General features: G+C 67.3%; 16 protein-coding genes and 1 pseudogene. 7 read left to right on the top strand and 10 right to left on the bottom strand.

Going from position 1 to position 14571, the window contains the following annotated elements; translation table 11 throughout:
• Positions 1-75: 75 nt before the first annotated feature.
• The 5 genes and pseudogenes from ACW173_RS17490 to ACW173_RS17470 all read right to left on the bottom strand — a co-directional run.
• Entirely contained in the window at positions 76-879 is an 804-nt protein-coding gene (locus ACW173_RS17490) for a class I SAM-dependent methyltransferase (protein WP_492081367.1), read from the bottom strand.
• Between the two features lie 58 nt (positions 880-937).
• Complete coding sequence (locus tag ACW173_RS17485) at positions 938-1990, bottom strand: enoyl-CoA hydratase/isomerase family protein (RefSeq protein ID WP_492081366.1); 1053 nt, start codon at positions 1988-1990, stop codon at positions 938-940.
• 7 nt (positions 1991-1997) lie between these two features.
• On the bottom strand, positions 1998-2591 hold the full coding sequence (locus ACW173_RS17480; RefSeq protein ID WP_492081365.1) for a histidine phosphatase family protein: 594 nt from the start codon (positions 2589-2591) through the stop codon (positions 1998-2000).
• A gap of 7 nt (positions 2592-2598) precedes the next feature.
• The gene (locus ACW173_RS17475; protein ID WP_492081364.1) at positions 2599-3744 is read right to left on the bottom strand and encodes an isobutyryl-CoA dehydrogenase; all 1146 of its coding nucleotides are present in this window, start codon (positions 3742-3744) and stop codon (positions 2599-2601) included.
• A gap of 93 nt (positions 3745-3837) precedes the next feature.
• Positions 3838-3906, bottom strand: a pseudogene (locus ACW173_RS17470) (hypothetical protein); the annotation flags it as partial.
• A gap of 67 nt (positions 3907-3973) precedes the next feature.
• On the opposite strand from ACW173_RS17470, the gene ACW173_RS17465 reads away from it, so the two are divergent.
• The 5 genes from ACW173_RS17465 (at position 3974) to ACW173_RS17445 (ending at position 7914) form a co-directional block, all read left to right on the top strand.
• Positions 3974-4438, top strand: coding sequence for a DUF2147 domain-containing protein (locus ACW173_RS17465; protein ID WP_492081363.1), 465 nt, complete (start codon positions 3974-3976; stop codon positions 4436-4438).
• A 73-nt stretch (positions 4439-4511) separates the two neighbouring features.
• Positions 4512-5513 (top strand): porphobilinogen synthase, encoded by a 1002-nt coding sequence (hemB, locus tag ACW173_RS17460; protein WP_492081362.1) that lies wholly within the window; start codon positions 4512-4514, stop codon positions 5511-5513.
• 1 nt (position 5514) lies between these two features.
• Complete coding sequence (locus ACW173_RS17455) at positions 5515-6378, top strand: helix-turn-helix transcriptional regulator (RefSeq protein WP_492081361.1); 864 nt, start codon at positions 5515-5517, stop codon at positions 6376-6378.
• Positions 6379-6409: 31 nt separating this feature from the next.
• On the top strand, positions 6410-7483 hold the full coding sequence (locus tag ACW173_RS17450) for a serine hydrolase domain-containing protein (RefSeq protein WP_492081360.1): 1074 nt from the start codon (positions 6410-6412) through the stop codon (positions 7481-7483).
• A gap of 35 nt (positions 7484-7518) precedes the next feature.
• A complete protein-coding gene (locus ACW173_RS17445) occupies positions 7519-7914 on the top strand; it encodes an NUDIX hydrolase (protein WP_492081359.1) in 396 nt (131 codons plus the stop codon).
• A gap of 11 nt (positions 7915-7925) precedes the next feature.
• On the opposite strand, the gene ACW173_RS17440 is transcribed toward ACW173_RS17445, so the two are convergent.
• Positions 7926-8543 (bottom strand): TetR/AcrR family transcriptional regulator, encoded by a 618-nt coding sequence (locus ACW173_RS17440; RefSeq protein ID WP_492081358.1) that lies wholly within the window; start codon positions 8541-8543, stop codon positions 7926-7928.
• A gap of 73 nt (positions 8544-8616) precedes the next feature.
• Here ACW173_RS17440 and ACW173_RS17435 point away from each other — a divergent pair, with 73 nt between their 5' ends.
• Complete coding sequence (locus ACW173_RS17435; RefSeq protein ID WP_492081357.1) at positions 8617-9459, top strand: metal-dependent hydrolase; 843 nt, start codon at positions 8617-8619, stop codon at positions 9457-9459.
• 54 nt (positions 9460-9513) lie between these two features.
• On the opposite strand, the gene glyS is transcribed toward ACW173_RS17435, so the two are convergent.
• The 4 genes from glyS to ACW173_RS17415 all read right to left on the bottom strand — a co-directional run bounded on the left by glyS (position 9514) and on the right by ACW173_RS17415 (position 13900).
• Positions 9514-11520 carry a glycine--tRNA ligase subunit beta gene (glyS, locus tag ACW173_RS17430; RefSeq protein WP_492081355.1) on the bottom strand — a complete coding sequence of 669 codons (2007 nt, stop codon included), beginning with the start codon at positions 11518-11520 and terminating at the stop codon, positions 9514-9516.
• A 5-nt stretch (positions 11521-11525) separates the two neighbouring features.
• Positions 11526-12425: a glycine--tRNA ligase subunit alpha gene (locus ACW173_RS17425; protein ID WP_492081354.1), complete on the bottom strand. Its 900-nt coding sequence runs from the start codon at positions 12423-12425 to the stop codon at positions 11526-11528.
• Between the two features lie 85 nt (positions 12426-12510).
• Positions 12511-13464: a fasciclin domain-containing protein gene (locus ACW173_RS17420; RefSeq protein WP_492081352.1), complete on the bottom strand. Its 954-nt coding sequence runs from the start codon at positions 13462-13464 to the stop codon at positions 12511-12513.
• Between the two features lie 85 nt (positions 13465-13549).
• Positions 13550-13900 (bottom strand): DMT family protein, encoded by a 351-nt coding sequence (locus ACW173_RS17415; protein WP_492081351.1) that lies wholly within the window; start codon positions 13898-13900, stop codon positions 13550-13552.
• A 327-nt stretch (positions 13901-14227) separates the two neighbouring features.
• Here ACW173_RS17415 and ACW173_RS17410 point away from each other — a divergent pair, with 327 nt between their 5' ends.
• Entirely contained in the window at positions 14228-14566 is a 339-nt protein-coding gene (locus tag ACW173_RS17410) for a P-II family nitrogen regulator (protein ID WP_291879143.1), read from the top strand.
• Positions 14567-14571: the final 5 nt, after the last annotated feature.

Genomic DNA, 14571 nt, shown 5'->3' with positions numbered 1-14571 from the left:
GTGGAGCTCCCTGCAAATGCGAACCGCGCCTCATGGGCGCGGTTCTTATCGTTTGAATTACAAGCGCTTTCCGCCTTACCGCGCCGTGGATGGCTTGCGGAACTTGTAGACGAACTGGTCGGTCTTGCCGCGGATCGAGGGGTCGTAGACATTGGCCTTGCGGCTGTCGGCCGAGCGGCGCAGGACCTTGCTCTCGCCTTCGAAGATGAAGCCGGCGGCCGTGACCTCGGCCCGGACCACCGAGGCGTCGATGCGGTGCAGGTCTTCGGTGTGGCGCAGGCCCGTGCCTGGCTCGGCCGAGTGGTCGATGACCATGTAGACGCCGCCCGGCTTCAGCGAGCGGAAGATCTGGCGATTCACGACCGACAGGTCGGCCGGCCCCATGAACTTGTCGTGCATGTCGTGATAGTTCAGGGCGGTGAACACCAGATCCAGTTTCTCGGGCGCCGAGAAGCTGGGTAGCGTGTTCAGGATCACCGCCACGTTGGAATATTCGGGATCGCGGGCGATGGCGTTCACCGCCGGCTCGCGATTGGCCAGTTTGGTCAGTTCGTCCGGCACGTAGGCATAGACCTTCCCGCGGGGGCCGACGGCCTTCGAAAGAATGCGGGTGAAGTAGCCCCCGCCGGGAATCAGATCGGCGACCTTGGCGCCCTGGCGCACGCCGGCGAAGGCTAGTACGTCGCCCGGACGTCGCTCGTTGTCACGCACCATGTCGGCGGCCGGACGCGAAGGATCGCTCAGGGCGGCGGCGATGTTCGGCGGGATGCTGGCGGCGACGGGGCCCGGAGGCGGCGGAGGCGGCGGACCCAGCATCGGTTGCGTGGCGCAGGCGGCGAGGCCTAGCACAGCGATGAGACTGAGAAGCGGCTTACGCATGGCAATCCTTCCGAACCGACGTGTTCTTGGTTGAGGCAACGTTAGACTAAGCTAGCCGTCACGTCAGCGGCATCCATTCTTCGCCGGCCGGAAGCGGCGCGAAAATCTCGTCGAGCATGGCGTCCGTGACACCCTCGAGGGTCGCCGGATCCCACTTCGGCGTGTTGTCCTTATCGAGGATCACCGCCCGAACGCCCTCGATGAAGTCGTGCTTCATCACCACGCGCGCGCCGATCCGGTACTCCATGGCCATGTTGTCGGCGAAGTCGGTCATCGCCTCGCCACGCTTCAGCTGCTCGAAGGCGACCTTCAGGGTCTGGGGCGACTTGGTCTTCAGCACCGCCAGCTGGGCCTTGCCCCAATCGGAGGAGTCGAGGGTCAGGAATTCGACGATCTCCTCGACGGTCTCGCCGACGAACAGGCGGTTCAGATCCTGCTCGAAGCCCAGCAGCGCGGCCTTGCCGGCGTCGGCGCGGTACGTCTTCAGGATCTCGTCGATGCGGCGCGGGTCGGCGACGATGGCCTTCTTCAGCCCCGCGATGGCGCCGAACTCGACGAAGTGGGTGGCGATGCCCAGACGCATGCAGTCCGCGCCCTTGATCCGCGCGCCGGTCAGGGCCAGCCACAGCCCCGCCTTGCCGGGCAGGCGCGGCAGATACCAGCCGCCGCCGACGTCCGGGAACAGGCCGATGCCGGTCTCGGGCATGGCGAACGTCGTGCGTTCGGTGGCGATCCGCACGTGGGCCGGCATCGAGATACCGACGCCGCCGCCCATGACGATGCCGTCCATCACCGCGACGACGGGCGTGTCGTAGGTGAACAGCAGATGGTTCAGCTGGTACTCGGTGTGGAAGAAGGCCCGCGCCTCGACGCCGTCCTTGGCCCCGCTGTCGGCCAGCATGCGGATGTCGCCGCCGGCGCAGAAGCCCCGCTCGCCCGCATGGTCGATCATGACCATGTAGATCTCGGGATCCTCCTGCCAGTCGAGCAATGCGCCGATCATGGTCTCGCACATGCCCTGGGTCAGGGCGTGAAGCGCCTTGGGACGGTTGAGGGTGATGCGGCCGACGTTCTTCTCGACGCGGATCAGGACTTCGGGTTCGTCGGTCATGGAGATCCTAGGCGGGCTCGGCGACGGGCGCGCAGTTGAGGCGGTCGACCTGGCCGCCGCTGAGGCGGAAGATGGCGTCCTGGGGCGTGTCCTGGGCGATCACCTGCGCCCGCGACAGGCCGCCATAGGCTCCGCGCAGCATCCAGCCGGCGATGCCGTGGCTGACCACGATCAACCTGCGCTCGGGCTCCGCGGCCTGCTCGGCCAGCCAGCCGGAGACCCGGCCCATGATGGCTTCATAGGTCTCGCCGTTCGGCGACTTGAAGGCCCATTCCGGATCGCCTTGCAGCGCGGGGGTCTCGCGCTTGACCTCGTCGCGCAGGCGATTGGACCAGTCGCCGACGCTGATCTCCAGCAGGCGATCCTCGAACGCGACCGGCAGACCCAGGCGCGCGCCGATCGTCTCGGCCGTGTCGCGCGCCCGGCGCAGCGGGCTGGCGACGATGCGCCAGTCGGCGGGCGTCTCGATCAGCGAGGCTAGCAGCTCGCCCATCGCCGCGGCCTGGGCGCGGCCCAGCGGGGTCAGGTCCGACTCGGTCTGGCCCTGCATGCGGCCTTCGCGATTGTGGAAGGTCTGGCCGTGGCGGCAGAGGTAGATCATCGGACGCTCACTGGCGGAACATCTCGCGGGCGATGATGACGCGCATGATTTCGTTGGTCCCTTCCAGGATCTGGTGCACCCGCAGGTCGCGCACGATGCGTTCCAGCGGATAGTCCTGGAGGTAGCCGTAGCCGCCATGCAGCTGCAAGGCGTCATTGGCCACCTGGAAGCCGGCATCGGTGGCGAAACGCTTGGCCATGGCGCACAGCTTGGTGGCCTCGGGATGCTTGTTGTCCAAGGCGTGGGCGGCGCGGCGCACCATCAGGCGGGCGGCCTCCAGCTCGGTGGCCATGTCGGCCAGCTTGAACTGCAGCGCCTGGAAGTCCTTCAGGGCTTTGCCGAACTGGTTGCGCGTCTCCATGTAGGCCTTGGCCGTGTCGAGGGCGAACCGCGCCCCGCCCAGCGAGCACGAGGCGATGTTCAGCCGCCCGCCGTCCAGGCCCATCATGGCGAAGCGGAAGCCTTCGCCCTCCTGGCCGATGCGGTTCTCGACCGGCACCCGGCAGTTGTCGAAGTTCACCTGGGCGGTCGGCTGGGCGTTCCAGCCCATCTTGCGCTCGTTGGCCCCGAAGCCGAGGCCCTCCACGCCCTTCTCGACCACGAAGGCCGAGACGCCCTTGGCCCCCTCGCCGCCCGTGCGGGCCATGACGACATAGACGTCCGACACGCCGCCGCCCGAGATGAAGGCCTTGCCGCCGTTCAGGACATAGTGGTCGCCATCCAGCTTGGCGGTCGTGCGCATGTTGGCCGCGTCCGAGCCCGAGCCCGGTTCGGTCAGGCAATAGCTGGCGATCAGCTGCATCGTCGTCAGGCGCGGCAGATAGCGCTGGCGCAACTCGTCGGAGCCGAAACGGTCGATCATCCACGAGGCCATGTTGTGGATGGTCAGATACGCGGCCGTCGGCACATCGCCGTAGCTCAGGGCCTCGAAGATGATCGAGGCGTCCAGGCGCGACAGGCCCGAACCGCCGACATCCTCGTTCACATAGATGCCGGCGAAGCCCAGCTCGGCGGCTTGGCGCAGCGTCTCGACGGGGAAATGCTTCTTCTCGTCCCACTCGGCGGAGAACGGGGCAAGCTGTCCTTCGGCGAACGCGCGGGCGGCATTCTGGATTGCGACTTGATCTTCGTTCAGCGCGAAATCCATGCGCACTTCCTCCCGTTCGGGGCAGAACCGCCCTCACCTAATTGGACGCTGACGTGCCGCGCCATGGACCGGCTGTCAACGCGTGTCGCGGCGGCCTCGGAGTGTGACCTGAAATCCTCCGTTACACGGTGTGAATCGGGTGAGGCGTCACGCCCCCTTGATAACCATCATCTTTCGGCCCAAATGCCAGCTTCGAGTCTGGGCGTTCTCAATCATAATATTTGCATCGACGACTATGCGTTTCTTGAAACTTGCACTGGCCGCCCTGACGGTGGCCCTTGGAATGGCCGCGGTGTCCGCTCCGGCCCACGCGGCTGATGGCGGCGATATTTCGCGCTCGTACGGCGTGTGGCGCAATCCCAAGAACTCCGTCCATCTGGAGATCAAGGACTGTGGCCCCAGCACCTGCGGCGTCGTCGTGTGGGCCAGCGCCAAGGCCGAGGCCGACGCGCGCAAGTCGGGCACGGACACCCTGATCGGCAAGCAACTGCTGCGTGACTTCGAAGCTCAGCGCGACGGCTCGTTGAAGGGCCGCGTCTGGGTCCCGACGCTGAAGGTCACGCTGGTCGGCTCGGCGGACATCGTCGATACCCGCACCATGCGCGCCAAGGGCTGCGTGATCGGCAACTTCCTGTGCAAGTCGCAGATGTGGACCCGCATCGACGGCTCGTCGGTGCTGGCCTCGCGCGCGGCGCCCTAAACTTCGCACTTAAGGAGGCGCCAAGGGGCCCTCCTGTCTTGCCTCGCGCGTTCGCTCGCGCGAAACCAAGCGCATGACCGTTCCGCCCCTCGCCCCCTATCCCGCCACCCGCCTGCGCCGCGTGCGCCAGGCCGACTGGACCCGCCGCCTCGTCCGCGAGACCGAGGTCCGTCCCTCCGACCTGATCTGGTCGATGGTGGTGCACGAAGGCGAAGGGACAATCCCCGTCGCCTCGATGCCGGGCGTCGAGCGCCTGTCGGTCAAGGAAGCCGCCAAGGCCGCCGTCCGCGCCCGCGACCTGGGTATCCCGGCCATCGCCATCTTCCCGCACATCGACGGGGCGCGGAAGGACGCGACCGGCTCGATCGCCGCCGATCCCGATGGCGTCATCCCACGCGCCGTCAAGGCCATGAAGGACGCGGCCCCCGAGGTCGGGATCATGTGCGACGTGGCGCTGGACCCCTTTACCGACCACGGCCATGACGGCGTGATCGAGGGCGGCAGGATCCTCAACGACCCGACCATCGAGCGTCTGATCGAACAGGGGCTGATGCAAGCCGAGGCCGGCGCCGACATCCTGGCGCCGTCCGACATGATGGACGGCCGGATCGGCGCTCTGCGCGCGGCCCTGGAGGGCGCGAACTTCCAGGACACGATGATCATGTCCTATGCCGCCAAGTACGCCTCGGCCTTCTACGGCCCGTACCGCGACGCCATCGGCTCGGCGAAACTCGCCGGCGGTCAGGGTGACAAGAAGACCTATCAAATGGACCCGGCCAACACCGAGGAAGCCATCCGCGAGGTCGCGCTCGACATCGCCGAGGGCGCCGACATGGTCATGGTCAAGCCGGGCATGCCGTACCTCGACATCCTGCGCCGCCTAGTCGACGAGTTCCGCATGCCCACCTACGCCTTCCAGGTGTCGGGCGAGTACGCGATGATCATGGCCGCCGCCCAGAACGGCTGGATCGACCACGACCGCGCCATCCTCGAAAGCCTGACCGCCTTCAAGCGAGCCGGCGCGGCGGGGATCATCACCTATTTCGCGCCCTGGGCCGCCGAGAAGCTGGGCTAGAATGGCCACGCCGAGGACCGCCTTCAGCCAAGGCCGGTTCTACGGCGCGCCGACCGTCGAGCGCCAACTGCCGGGCGTGCGGCTCGCGCACCTGGAGGCCACCAACCGCGCCGAGCATGTCGACGAGCACAGTCACGACGACGCCCACTTCGTGCTGGCCACCCATGGCCGCTACATCACCACCGCCGCGGGTCCCGAAACGGAAGGGCCTGTGTTGGTCTACAACCCACCCGGCGTCGTGCACCGTGATCGCTTCGTCGATGGCGGCGGCTTTTTCCTGGCCGTGAGCTTCGCCCCCGCGGACTGGCGCGCCCTGGCCGACGCCGGACGGGGCGCCGCGATCGACGCTCTGCGGCTGACCGGCCCGCCTGCCCGCCGCGCGGCCCTGCGCCTGACACGCTCGCTGCTGGCCCGCGACGCCGAGACCCTGTCGCTGGAAGGCATGAGCCTGGAACTCGCCGCCCAGGCCCTGTCGCCGACCGCCGACAGCGACAAGCGCCCCTCCTGGCTGGATCGCGCCGAGACCTATCTGGCCGATACGTTCGACCAGCCGATCAACGTCGCCGACCTGGCGCGGATCGCCGGCGTGCATCCGGTCCATCTGGCGCGCGGCTATCGTCGCTGGCTGGGGGCAGCGCCAGGTGACCGCCTGCGCACCCGGCGGCTGGAGCGCGCCGCCGACCTGTTGATGCGCGGCCGCGACCCGATCGGCGAAATCGCCCTGGCCTCGGGCTTCTGCGACCAGAGCCACCTCAATCGCCAGTTCCTGAAGGCCTATGGCGTCACGCCGGGCGAGTTCGCGCGGCTGTGCGGCCGCCGGCCGGTTGTTGCAAGCGTCCAAGACGGCTCTGGCGGCGCGGCCTAGACGGCCAAGATCAGTCCCTGGAGTTCCCGCCTTGAAAGCCTTCGCGTTCGCCGCCGCCCTCGTTCTCGCCCCGATCGCCGCGCAAGCCGCCGACTGGCCCGCCGCCACGCCCGCCGCCGCGGGCGTCTCGGCCGCCAAGCTCGACGCCATGTCGGCCGCCATCAAGGCCGGCCAATTCCAGCAGATCACCAGCGTCCTGGTCGCCCGTCACGGCAAGCTGGTGTTCGAGGCCTACTACGATCAGGACGGGGCCGAGGCTCGCCGCAACACCCGCTCGGCGACCAAGACCGTCACCGCCATGCTGACCGGCGCGGCGATCGCCAGTGGGGCGTTGCCCAGTCTCGACGCGCCCATCAAAACGTACCTGAAGGGCCGTAAGCCGGCCGCCAATCCCGATCCGCGCAAGGACAAGGTCACGGTCGAGGACCTGCTGACCATGAGCTCCATCGCCGAGTGCGACGACGACAACCAGTATTCGCGCGGCAACGAGGAGCGCATGTACCTGATCGAGGACTGGGTCGGTTTCTACCTGGACCTGCCGGTGCGCGGCTTCCCGGACTGGAGCCCCCGCCCGGAGGCCTCGCCCCACGGCCGTAGCTTCAGCTACTGCACCGCCGGAGTCGTGACCCTGGGCCAGGTGGTCCAGAACGCGGTCAAGAAGCCCCTGCCCGCCTTCGCCGACGAGGCGTTGTTCAAGCCGCTGGGCATCGAGAACCCCAAGTGGCAAATGTCGCCGCTGGGCCTGGCCATGGGCGGCGGCGGTCTGGGCCTACGTAGCCGCGACCTGCTGAAGCTGGGCCAGCTCTACGCCAATGGCGGCAAGTGGGACGGCAAGCAGGTGCTCCCGGCCGAGTTCATCAAGGCCTCGGTCACCCCGCACGCCAACGCGCGGGAGAACACCGACTACGGCTACCTGATCTGGCTGCAGACCTTCTCCGGCCACAAGGCCTGGGTGATGAGCGGCTCGGGCGGCCAGAAGGTGGCGATCGTGCCGGATCTCGACCTGGTGGCGGTGATCACCACCACCAACTTCGGCGTCCGGCAGCCCCACGCCATCTCCGAGAAGCTGCTGGCCGAGCACATCCTGGCGGCGATGGAGAACTAGCGGCGCGAATCCGAAGGCGGGGCTACCCTGCCCGCATGAGCCACGTCCTCGACATCGTCACCGCCGTGATCCGCGACGACCGCGGCCGCATGCTGCTGGTCCGCAAGCGCGGCACGACCACCTTCATGAAGCCCGGCGGCAAGCGCGACGACGGCGAGGACGACCTGACCACCCTGGCCCGGGAACTCGACGAGGAGCTGGGCTGCCGGCTGGTCAGCGCCGAGTTGCTGGGCCATTTCTCGGCGTCGGCCGCCAACGAGGCCGGGTTCACGGTGCGGTCGGCGACCTATCTGGCCTTGGTCGAGGGCGACATCGACGCGCGGGCCGAGATCGAAGAGCTGGCCTGGATCGATCCGGCCGCGCCGGGCGACCTGCGCCTGGCGCCGCTCCTGACCGAGAAAGTGCTGCCGGCCCTGCTGGCCCGCGCCTAGGCTTTACTTCTCTAAGTTTTTTGACCCATGGCGGTGATCCGCCCCTGGACCATTTCCAGCGCCAGTTCACGGGCTCGCTCCGGCGGACGGCCCAAGAGCTCACTGAGCGTCGGGCCGAACAGTCCAACCCCGATCGCCAGGACGATGTTCAGCAGGATGAAGTCGACAATCGTCTCGCGCGCCAGGCCGACATCCTGCGCCAGCCGCGTCTGAACCACCTCGTCGACCACCGCCCGGACCAGGGTCATCCGCCGCCCCTCGCCGGTCAGCTCCAGCCAGGCGGCCAGGCGCGCCGCGCCCTTGGCCTCGAAGGCGTCGAACAGGGCCTGGGCGCCGAAACCCGGCGCGGCCCCGTCCTCGTTGAAGCCGGCGATGATCTTGTCGGCCAGCTGGCGGATCATCCGCTCCATCAGCGCCGTTTCGACGCCGGATATCGAGCCGAAGTGGTGGATGACATTGGCGTGGACCACCCCGGCGGCCTTGGCCACGTCGGCGAGCTTGATGGCCTGCGGACCGTGATCGACCAGCAGCGCCTCGGCGGCGGCCAGGATGTTCTCGCGCGCGGCCTCGGGCGTGCGGCGGACGCGGGTCTTCGGAGCCCCCTCGATCTTCGGCGCCTCTATTGACATTTTTGTCAGTACAACTCACTCTGCGCCCATCAAGAGGCTGAGACAGCCCTAAACCGGCGGAGCGCGGAACGCCATGACCGAAGCCAAAACCACCCCGGCCGACCTCGACGTCACGCCGCGCGACATCCGCTTCGACCTGGAAGCGGCGCGCGAGGGCCACTGGCTAGGGGGCGATCCCGTCGGCACGGCGGTGTTCAACGCCCTGTCCCTGACCTTCCCGGACGGCGAGCGCCTGTTCATGGACGCGGTGCGCAACTACCGCCACCTGCTGAGCGGCAAGCTCCTGGACGACGCCAAGAATTTCATCGCCCAGGAAGCCATCCACTCGCGCGAGCACCATCAGCTGAACAGCCTGATCGATCGTACGCGCTATCCTGTCGCCGAGATCGAGGAGACCGTGAAGGGCCGCGTGAAGATGGCCCGCGAGCGCGGCAAGATGGCCATGCTGCTGTCGACCATCGCCCTGGAGCACTTCACGGCGATGATGGCCGAGATGCACGTGCGCCATCAGGACCTGTTCGACCAGAGCGCGCCCGAGGTCGAGAAGCTGTGGCGCTGGCACGCCATGGAGGAGACCGAGCACAAGGCGGTCGCCTATGATGTCTTCATGGTCGCGACCAAGGACTGGTCGGCGCGCCGCCGCTATTTCATGCGCTGCCGGGCGATGTTCTTCGTGACCATCATGTTCACCCGCAACATCCGCCGCTACGCCGCCCGCCTTCTGGAAGCCGACGGCTACACGCCCAAGGCGGCGCTGAAGGCGGTCAACGCGTTCGTATGGGGCAACCCGGGCCTGTTCCGTCGCGGCTGGAAGACCTACTTCGCCTGGTACCGCCCGGGTTTCCACCCGTGGGACCAGGACGACCGCGCCGAGTTCGCCGGCTGGAAGGCGGAGTTCGACGCGGCGGTGGCTTAGAAACAAGAACGGCGGCCCGAAAGGCCGCCGTTTCCGTTTGAGCTCTCTGGGAGATCAGCCCGCGATCAGGCTGAAGTCCGCCACCTGCCCCATGGCGTCGCGCACCGCGGCCAGGGTCTTGAGGCGGTTGTCGCGGTGCTCGGGCTCGTTGACGAAGACGCCGTCCAAATAGGCGTCGACCGGGCCGCGCAGTTCGGCCAGCTGGGTCATGGCGCCGGTGAAGTCCTCGGCGTCCAGGGCGTCCTTCAGCGGCTTGGCCAGCAGGCGCAGGGCGTTGTACAGGCCCACCTCGGCGTCGCTGTCGGCGGCCGGCTCCTCAGGCGCCCCGACCGGCAGAGCGCCCTTCTTCTCCTCGGCCTTGAGGATGTTGGAGGCGCGCTTGTAGCCGGCCATCAGGCTCTTGCCGTCGTCGGTCTTCAGGAACCCGTCGAGCGCCTCGACCCGCGCGACGATGCGCGCCAGATCGTCGTCGACCTTCCCGTTGATGGGGGCGAAGACGGCGTCGACGAGATCGTGACGCTTGCCCTGGTCACGCAGGCTGACCTTCAGGCGGTCGGCTAAGAAGGCGATCAGGTCGTCCTTGCCGAACTTGGCCAGCGACAGGCGCAGGTTGTTCTCCAGGATGATCCGGATCACGCCCAGCGCCGCGCGACGCAGCGCATAGGGATCCTTCGACCCCGTCGGCTTCTCATCGATCGCGAAGAACCCGACCAGCGTGTCCAGCTTGTCCGCCAAGGCCACGGCGATGCTCACCGGCGCGGTCGGCACGGCGTCCGAGGGGCCTTGCGGCTTGTAGTGGCCTTCGATCGCGGCGGCGACCTCGGCGTCCAGGCCGAACTGGCGGGCATAGTAGCCGCCCATGATCCCTTGCAGTTCCGGGAACTCCCCAACCATCTGCGAGGCGAGGTCGGCCTTGGCCAGGCGCGCGGCTTCCTTGGTCTTGGCGACGTCCGCGCCGACCAGCGGGGCGATCTCACCGGCCAGGGCGACGATGCGCTCGACGCGCTGGGCCATGGTGCCCAGCTTGGCGTGGAAGGTGACGCCGTTCAGCTTCTCGAGCCACGGCTCGAAGCCGACCTTGACATCCTCGTCCCAGAAGAAGCGGGCGTCGGACAGGCGCGACGACAGCACCTTGGCGTTGCCGGCCGCGATCACCGCGCCGCCGTCGGCCGCCTGGATGTTGGCGATGGTGATGAAGTGCGGAGCCAGGCCCGATTCGCCGGCCTTGCGGACAGCGAAGTACTTCTGGTGCGTGCGCATCGAGGTGCGGATCACCTCGGGCGGCAGGCTGAGGAACACCGGGTCCATGTCGCCCAGCACCGGCGTCGGCCATTCGGCCAGACCGGCGACTTCCTCTAGAAGTCCTTGGTCTTCGACCAATTCGAGATGACGGGCGAAGCACAGGGTCTTGCAGCCTTCGAGGATACGTTCCTTGCGCTCTTCGACGTCGAGCACGACGTAGTGGGCCTCCAGGCCCGCCGCGTATTCGTCGAAGTCCTTGGCCGTGAACGGCTTGGCCTCGCCCATGAAGCGGTGGCCTTCGGTGACGTCGCCGCTCGGGATGCCCTCGATGGCGAACGGCACGACCTCGCGGTCCAGCACGCACAGGATCCGCTTCAGCGGACGCACCCAGCGCAGCTTCTTGGTCCCCCAGATCATCGATTTGGGCCACGGGAAGCCGCGGACGATGGCCTCGACCATCTCGGCGATGATCTCCGGCGTCGGGCGGCCCTTCTTCTCGATGAAGGCCATGTAGACGCCGTCGCGCTCGACCAGCTGGTCCTGGGTCAGGCCGGCCTTGCGCAGGAAGCCTTCCATGGCTTGCGGCGGGGCGCCGACGCGCGGGCCCTTCAGCTCTTCCTTGCGGTCGGCCTGGGCCAGCGGCAGGCCTTCGGCCACCAGGGTCAGGCGGCGCGGGCCGGCGAAGGTCTTCAGGGCCTCGGGCAGGAAGCCGGCGGCGGCCAGGTGCTCGCGCGCCATGCGCTCCAGGTCCTTGGCGGCCTGGGCCTGCATGCGGGCGGGGATCTCTTCCGAGAACAGTTCGAGGAGAAGTTGGGGCATCTAACTTACGCGGCTTCCTGCTGATCGACCCAGGCGCTGGCGCACATCTTACAAAGGTCGCGGATGCGGCCGATGTAGCTGGCGCGCTCGGCGACGGCGATCGCGCCGCGGGCGTTCATCAGGTTGAAGAGGTGGCTGGCCTTGAGGACCATGTCGTAGGCGGGCAGGACCAGGGCCTTGTTGTGGTACGAGCGGGCCAGCATCAGCGGCACCTGCTCTTCCATCTGCTCGAACTGCTGCTTGAGCACGGCGACGTCATAGCCGTGGAAGTTGGCCTCCGACTGCTGGCGCTCGTTCTCCAGGAACACGTCGCCATAGGTCGTCGCGCCCAACGGCGAGTCGGGATCGTTGAACGGCAGGTCATAGACGTTGTCGACGCCGAACACGTACATGGCCAGGCGTTCCAGGCCGTAGGTCAGCTCGCCGGCCACCGGCGAGACGTCCAGGCCGCCCACCTGCTGGAAGTAGGTGTACTGCGACACTTCCATGCCGTCGCACCAGACTTCCCAGCCCAGGCCCCAGGCGCCGACGGTCGGATTTTCCCAGTCGTCCTCGACGAAGCGGATGTCGTGGGTGCGCAAGTCGAGGCCGATCGCCTCCAGCGAACCCAGGTACAGATCCTGCATGTTCTCGGGGTTCGGCTTCAGGATCACCTGGTACTGGTAATAGTGCTGCAGGCGGTTGGGGTTCTCGCCATAGCGGCCGTCGCCCGGGCGGCGCGAGGGCTGCACATAGGCCGCGTTCCAGGGCTTGGGGCCAAGGGCGCGCAGCACCGTGGCCGGGTGCAGGGTCCCCGCCCCCACTTCCACGTCATGCGGCTGCAGGATGATACAGCCCTGCCGGCTCCAATAGTCATGGAGCGTCAGGATCAGGCTTTGGAAGGACTTGGGTTTTTCGCGCGACATCAATCGAAGCAGGCCTAGAAAAAAGTCGGCGGACCATAGGGCCCGCCGACTGCTGCTTCAAGCGATGTCCGAGGCCGTAAAGGCCTTAGTTGCCCTTCGGCGCGGTGCGCTTGCCGGCGTTGGACATCGGCTTGCCGTACTTGGCGCGGTTTTCCGGGGTGTCGGCCACCGGCGGGTTGGAGACGACGTTGGCGTCGCCCGCCTTCAGCGAGGCCTGGGCCTCGGGCGACTGCGACGACATCGGGACCACGCCCGAGGTGTTCACGCCGGCCGACGTGGCCGTCGGCGAGGCGGCCGGGTCGGCGGCCATGTCGGTCGTGGAAGACGGCATGGTCGTGGTCTGGGCCGATGGCGTCATCGGATCGGCCGGCATGGTCTGCTCGGCCGGAGCGGCCGGGGCCATCTGCGCGTTGGCGGCCACGTCCATGGTCGCGCCAGCGTCGGTCGCGGCCGGCGCCGCCGAGGCTTGCAGGCCCGGGACGTCCTTCGGGATCAGGACCTTGTCGACGACGTGCAGCACGCCGTTGCTGGCCATCACGTCGGTCTGGGTGATCGTCGCGCCGTCGACCATCGGGGTCGTCCCAGAGCCGTCCAGCAACAGCGACGAGCCTTCGACGCTCTTCACTTCACCCTTGGCGCCAATGATCTTGGTGGAGTCCACCTTGGCGTTGATCAGGTGATAGGTCAGCACTTTCTGCAGCATCGGCCCGTTCTCGGGCAGCATCAGCTTGTCCAGCTCGCCGGCCGGCAGAGCCGCGAAGGCCGCGTCGGTCGGGGCGAACAGGGTCAGGTTCTGGTTGGTTTTCAGAACGCTGGTCAGGTTCACCGCCCCAACGGCCTTCAAGAAGGTGGTGAACTGGCCCGAGGCCGTGGCGGTGTCGATCAGGTCGCCCTTGGCCACGACGGGCGAAGCGGCCGCGGCCGGCGCCTGCGCCGCGGGCGCCCCATTGGCGCCTTGGGCGGTCATGTCTTGGGCGTGGGCGGCGCCGGCCAGCAGGGCGATAGCCGCGGCGGCGGTCAGAAGACGCTTGGTGTTCATGGTCGAGTTCCTCTCGGTTCGAGCGGTGTACGCCCAGACCGGGGAGTCGGTTCCGTGATCACGGCCTCGTGATCGCGAAGAAGCTTTACCGGAAAAAGAAAACGACCGCCACGCCGGAGACGATCAGGGCGAAGCCGGCAATCGTTGACCACTTTATCGTTTCGCCGAGATAGAAATACGAGAACAGGATGAAGACCATCAAGGTTATGAGCTCCTGTCCGACCTTCAACTGAGCTGTCGAATATACGCTATGCCCGATTCGATTGGCTGGAACGGCCAGAATGTACTCAGGAAGCGCGATCAACCAGCTGGACAAGATCGCCACGGGCAGCGCCAACGGCTTGCCCTTCAGGTGACCATACCAGGCGTAGGTCATGAAGACGTTGGACATCACCAGCAGCACCCAGGGCGCGATCTTCATGACGAGAGGCGGCATCGCGCGGGCTCCAGGGCGGGGGTGGTAGGAATCTCGCAGCCTAAGACAAGGGGCGCCCCGCGCGCCACCATCCTCCCGTCACCCCAAATCGCCAGTTTCTGACGCAATCAGGGCGACGAGCGCTCAGAATTTAGGCGCCGCGCCCAATTCGTTTCCAAAACCTTGTCCGCGAGCCGCGTCACGGAACCGTCGCCGATAGCGTGGCCGGGCCGGGGAAACGATGCAGCGCGTGATGGCGGCGTCGGCGGTGATCACATTGGGGGCGCTTTCTCGCTTCCGACAACCAAGCAAAAGCAAACCCGCGGCGACGCGGGTCGGAGCAGGCGGATGAAACTGATCATAGCGGTCGTCAAACCCTTCAAGCTGGACGAGGTGCGCGAGTCGCTCGTCGCCGCCGGCGTCGAAGGCCTGACGGTTTCGGAAGTGAAGGGCTACGGCCGCCAGAAGGGCCAGACCGAGATCTATCGGGGCGCGGAGTACCAAGTGAACTTCGTGCCGAAAGTGAAGCTCGAAGCGGTCGTGGATGACGCGTCCGCCGCCAAGGCCGTCGAGGCGGTCAAGGCCGCCGCGGCCACCGGCAAGATCGGCGACGGCAAGATCTTCGTCCTCAATGTCGAGGAAGCCGTGCGCATTCGCACGGGCGAGACCGGCTCGGCCGCTCTGTAACGCAT

The organism is Caulobacter sp. ALps2, from assembly GCF_058681635.1.
Note: the sequence above shows the minus strand (reverse complement) of the source record. Positions and strands in the feature narration are given on the sequence as shown.

What these genes read in the sequence shown, in the direction of transcription:
- ACW173_RS17420 (WP_492081352.1), bottom strand. Translation starts at nt 13,464, where the DNA reads ATGAACACCAAGCGTCTTCTGACCGCCGCCGCGGCTATCGCCCTGCTG.
- ACW173_RS17485 (WP_492081366.1), bottom strand. Translation starts at nt 1,990, where the DNA reads ATGACCGACGAACCCGAAGTCCTGATCCGCGTCGAGAAGAACGTCGGC.
- glyS (WP_492081355.1), bottom strand. Translation starts at nt 11,520, where the DNA reads ATGCCCCAACTTCTCCTCGAACTGTTCTCGGAAGAGATCCCCGCCCGC.
- ACW173_RS17445 (WP_492081359.1), top strand. Translation starts at nt 7,519, where the DNA reads ATGAGCCACGTCCTCGACATCGTCACCGCCGTGATCCGCGACGACCGC.
- ACW173_RS17480 (WP_492081365.1), bottom strand. Translation starts at nt 2,591, where the DNA reads ATGATCTACCTCTGCCGCCACGGCCAGACCTTCCACAATCGCGAAGGC.
- ACW173_RS17465 (WP_492081363.1), top strand. Translation starts at nt 3,974, where the DNA reads ATGCGTTTCTTGAAACTTGCACTGGCCGCCCTGACGGTGGCCCTTGGA.
- hemB (WP_492081362.1), top strand. Translation starts at nt 4,512, where the DNA reads ATGACCGTTCCGCCCCTCGCCCCCTATCCCGCCACCCGCCTGCGCCGC.
- ACW173_RS17425 (WP_492081354.1), bottom strand. Translation starts at nt 12,425, where the DNA reads ATGTCGCGCGAAAAACCCAAGTCCTTCCAAAGCCTGATCCTGACGCTC.
- ACW173_RS17490 (WP_492081367.1), bottom strand. Translation starts at nt 879, where the DNA reads ATGCGTAAGCCGCTTCTCAGTCTCATCGCTGTGCTAGGCCTCGCCGCC.
- ACW173_RS17455 (WP_492081361.1), top strand. Translation starts at nt 5,515, where the DNA reads ATGGCCACGCCGAGGACCGCCTTCAGCCAAGGCCGGTTCTACGGCGCG.
- ACW173_RS17415 (WP_492081351.1), bottom strand. Translation starts at nt 13,900, where the DNA reads ATGCCGCCTCTCGTCATGAAGATCGCGCCCTGGGTGCTGCTGGTGATG.
- ACW173_RS17440 (WP_492081358.1), bottom strand. Translation starts at nt 8,543, where the DNA reads ATGTCAATAGAGGCGCCGAAGATCGAGGGGGCTCCGAAGACCCGCGTC.
- ACW173_RS17410 (WP_291879143.1), top strand. Translation starts at nt 14,228, where the DNA reads ATGAAACTGATCATAGCGGTCGTCAAACCCTTCAAGCTGGACGAGGTG.
- ACW173_RS17435 (WP_492081357.1), top strand. Translation starts at nt 8,617, where the DNA reads ATGACCGAAGCCAAAACCACCCCGGCCGACCTCGACGTCACGCCGCGC.